Annotated in this window: 4 protein-coding genes; 3 read left to right on the top strand and 1 reads right to left on the bottom strand. The window is 43.8% G+C overall.

Annotated features, from left to right (window positions below; translation table 11 throughout):
• Window positions 1-2,470, bottom strand: a 2,470-nt coding sequence (locus RMY64_RS36515) for an NACHT domain-containing protein (RefSeq protein ID WP_322702666.1), incomplete at its 3' end; no start/stop codon positions are given.
• A 178-nt stretch (window positions 2,471-2,648) separates the two neighbouring features.
• On the opposite strand from RMY64_RS36515, the gene RMY64_RS36510 reads away from it, so the two are divergent.
• From RMY64_RS36510 to RMY64_RS36500, 3 genes are all read left to right on the top strand, one after another.
• Window positions 2,649-2,942: a hypothetical protein gene (locus RMY64_RS36510; RefSeq protein WP_322702665.1), complete on the top strand. Its 294-nt coding sequence runs from the start codon at window positions 2,649-2,651 to the stop codon at window positions 2,940-2,942.
• 122 nt (window positions 2,943-3,064) lie between these two features.
• Window positions 3,065-3,358, top strand: a complete 294-nt coding sequence (locus RMY64_RS36505; RefSeq protein ID WP_322702664.1) for a helix-turn-helix transcriptional regulator — start codon at window positions 3,065-3,067, stop codon at window positions 3,356-3,358.
• Between the two features lie 129 nt (window positions 3,359-3,487).
• Window positions 3,488-3,793: a hypothetical protein gene (locus RMY64_RS36500; RefSeq protein WP_416212175.1), complete on the top strand. Its 306-nt coding sequence runs from the start codon at window positions 3,488-3,490 to the stop codon at window positions 3,791-3,793.
• The last annotated feature ends 550 nt before the right edge of the window (window positions 3,794-4,343 follow it).

Below are 4,343 nucleotides of genomic sequence, written 5' to 3'. Positions count from 1 at the left end.
AAAACAAGCTTTGTAATTGGCCCAGAGCAGACAGTGGTGACAGGTCTTGAATCGCAGTCCTGCTCAAATCTAATTTTTGGGTATGGACGAGAACTTGACGCAGATAAGTTTCCTGCTCAAACACGCCATATCCTTTCCCAAGAAGCAAGGGTATTCTCCAAAAATTCTCTGCCTTGGGATCGAATCTTGCTTTGGCATAATCAATTAACTGCTGCATCGCTGCTGAACTACCAATTTCGATCAGGGCTTCCATACAGTACGCGGCTTGGGTTGCACTAAACTGGGAGTTGTATCCTAACAAAGGCACGATCGCATCCCCTGCTCTAACAATAGTGGCAACCTCATCATCATTTTTGGGTGGCAATAAGGCTTTGGCACAGTCTTCAATTTGCGTTCTTAGCTCTGCTTCAATTGGTACACCCGTTTCTAAACAAGCCACTGTCAGAAGATGGAGATAGTGCCGTTTTGCAGTGTCTTTTTCTCCACGTTCCAGCAATCCCTTTAACAACTCTCGTCGCTGAGGGCGTGTCCCTTTACCCACAGCGGTGATAATTGCTTCTCGCCATTGGTCATCTTCAGCATGATTCAACAACACCCCCAAATCGTCACGATCGAGGACTGCCTTTGCCGCCAAATATTCCTGAAACGTGCGATGGACAAAATCTATTCGTCCTAGCAGGGGTTCTCGCAATAGCCCCGATCGTTCCAGCAATAGTTGCCGGATATCTAGTCCAGTCACATTTGGCAGTTTGTATTCCTTCGCATAGTCCTGAAACTGGCGATCGGCTTTTTCCACTTCGGCATCGGAGTAGTTATTTCGCATTAGCCAGTAGGCAAACTCCATTAGGAATCTTTCTTTCTGTTCCAGAGTGAGATGAATGTCCGATTTAATTTCCCGCTGTTTATCTCGCTCCTCTAATAGCATCTCAATGCACTTGTCATACAGTCGAATCCGAGTTTCAGGTAAAGTTCTTTCGTTTTCGTAGTGCAAGGCGCAAATCATCGTACACAAAAGTGGCGTTGCTGCCAGTTGCCGAATTTCCGATCGCTGCCGCAACTGACGCATCAGACTTTCGCCAACTTGCTGCGGATCTTTATCATCATGCTGACTCGGTTCGGGTAGAGAGCTATGCCAACGACTGACAAACTGCTCAATTTCAGGCAATGTCATCGGCTCCATCACGCAGTTAGTAAACCCTTCCGCTTCGATCCAATTTTCCAACTCTACCCATTCCTCACCATTCTCATCCTTCAGCCCCGCTGGGCGCGATGTCGTAATATAAATCGCGTAAGGGAACTCCCTCACCAGCTTTTGCAACGCTTCAAAGAACTGTTGCCGCTTGCCACGCGGCAATTCATCTACTCCATCAATCAACACCAGCGCACACCCGTTATCAAGCTGCTCTCTCACCCAGCCCTTGGGCATTTCATCGATAATATTTTTAGCAATTGGCTGCACAAAATCTTTAACTGCTGGAAAACCCTCGTCTACCCAATTTCGCAGTCGAATAAAAAATGGCACTCGGCTATTCCAGTGTTGGAATGGAGCATCAAAATCTTGACGTGCTGCATGAACCGCCAACCAATGCATCAGGGATGTTTTTCCTGCTCCTGCGCCACCCCGAATCACCAAACGACGGCGCGTACTCAACACTTTCTCAATGTTCTGCGATCGCTTCTCCAAATGCTGATGATGGGGAAATACCTCCTCTTTCGATGGCGGCTCATCCGCGGATTTTTCTACCGTTTCTGTAATCGAAAGCTGGACATAGGCTTCACACAGCCTTTGCTGACTCAGCAAATTTTTCAGCAGCGGTACTCCAAATTTATCTGGTTTATCCAGTTCACTTGCAATGATGCGGCGATACCGAGCCAAAAACTCATCGCGTTGCTGCAACGCCATTTCTTTGTGCGATCGCATAAGGCTGACTACTTCCTCAAGTTGCCGCAGCATTGCTTGCGTCATACTCAATTGGAACCCCTCTAGCTGGGGTACCGCTTCAATTAAACTTTCACTGACAACTGCGATCACCTGCCGATAAAGTGACTTTTCGTTTTCCGAGAAGCCTACGATTACTCTGGAATCTGCTTTAAGCAACTGTTGTGTTAGGCGTTCAGCATCTAATCCAATATTCATCAGTTCATCCAAACCGACGCTGCCTTGCAATAGAGTTTGCGCTACTGCCAGTAAAATAGCTTCTTGACCACCCTTATCCAGATTTCTTGCTTCTGCTTCTTCAAACAGAGGCCGCATGTCTTTTTTTAGACGGCTTGCCAAATCTTGAGTCTGCTTTTCTAGCGATTGTCGCTTTTCCCCTTCAGGCAACGCATCCGTAGCTACATCGATCGTTTGCTCCAGCACTTTATTAGCCAGATCGTCTGCAATCCCAAAATTTTGCAGCAATGTTTTGGCAACAGCAGGAGCAACTATTTTCAAAAGAGTCCCTACTACGGAAACCGTTAAAGACATACAGCAATCCCAGATTAGGTCATTAATAAAAAATTATACTAACTAATCTCATCGGCAATAGGTATACGTATTGAGTCGATTATGAGATAGTGTCACCGCTATCAAGCTCCTCTTCATAATGCCACTAAACGCAGAAGGTTTAGATATTGCTCACTTCAGTCTAAGTATGAGCTAGAAGTTGAAAAATTTTTCAAGAAGCGGTAATTTGTGCAGCGATTTTGGAGGCTATAAACAGAGAGCCAAAATTCCTATATCCAATGAAACTGATATTTTTATGCACTGGGTATTGAACCCCATTCAATCAGCCCTCCTATCCCCCGTCACCGCCAATCGGAGTACCGATGTGACGGGAGTACCCCGGAGGTTTAGATGGCTTACCAGGAATCAAAATCTCAACTTTGCGATCGCATTTTTATCCATAGCAAGGCAAAATCCGCAAGTTTGGACTTCTGTTGATAAGAATGAAAACTAAATAACTTTTGGTACTTGAGCGTCAGTTTTTCTCAAGGAGACTCACTTTCACTCTAAATCGTTATAGTTTGTAAACTGTAGTAGCTCAGGAATTTATATTTTGTTTACTGCTGTAGCTATTATATGTCCAACAAAGGTGAAAAAGAAACCAGAATTTATATTTACATTGAGGACGTTGTATCTGTAGCCTGGAATAAAGATAGAGGAACAGTTTTAAAGCGACTACGTGGGAAAAAGTCACGTCAGAAGCTGGCTGATGAAATTGCTGCCACAGGCGGTGAGTGTTCGCATCAAAATTTAAAAAAACTAGAGTATGGTGAGTCTGAAAGTGTCTCTTTAAAAGTATTAGAGGCTATTTGTACAGCATTAGAAATATCGGTAAACAATTTTTTAAGCACAGTCGAACTGACAAATTAAAGTTTTAAATACACTCATTGATATTAGCTACTATAGTATCTAATATATTAATGTACTTAAAAAGACGATCGCCCCTCCGGCAAGAGAAATGCGATCGCCTTTTGTTCAACCCCGTTAATGAGGTCACTCATGATGATTGTACAAGATGACTTTAGTAACTCAGCCTCGGCTGAATCAGAGTTTGAGGAATATATTGATCACCAGGCCGACCCAGTAGCACCAGAAATTGAAATTGACTCAGTAGCAGATGACTTGGGTGAACTGTATCGAGTCTGGAATGGTTCTCAACTACTTGGCACTTTCTACCAAAATCTAGAGGGGAAATGGGTAGCACAACCCTGTAATAGGGATGATAGGCCATGTTGTGATAGCCCTTTAGCAGCGCAAATAATTATCATCGCTGTTAATGGCTTACTGGTAGCCGACGTAGCATAACACACAAAGCATTTATCCCATCACTTGGAGACGTGAACTGAATCACGTCTCTTTCTTATCAAGCTACGAATCACTTCTGCGATCGCAGTCAGTAATTTGACCTCGATATTTGGGCAACGCCTAACGGCATAAAGCCACGAATCACTTTAGTAGCGATGAAAAGGCTAAAAACTGTGATGCTTGAGCAACGCCTAACGGCATAAAGCCACGAATCACAGCAAAGGTGAAAAACCTTAACTGAGGAAGGTTCATTGACAATCTTACAAGTACCTTCCAGATTGAGAAACCAAAAACACAAAACTTACCAAAGTTTCTCTTACTTTCAGGGCCTCAAATCTATTGCCAATAAACCTTCCCAAAAATGGCAAGCACCTTTTTTCTTGTCTTAATTACCATATCCCTTACCGTGTAAACCTTCCCACCATTCTTTGATCCTAAATTCCCTTTCCCATAAGAAATACTTGTCAAATTGGAGATTGAATCATCGTCCACGCAAAATCAGGAGGTGGTGAGCTTGGCATTTCCTCAATCCGATACCTCAAAAATCGGG

This window comes from Nostoc sp. DedQUE08, assembly GCF_034530895.1.
Taxonomy (GTDB): domain Bacteria; phylum Cyanobacteriota; class Cyanobacteriia; order Cyanobacteriales; family Nostocaceae; genus Nostoc.
Note: the sequence above shows the minus strand (reverse complement) of the source record. Positions and strands in the feature narration are given on the sequence as shown.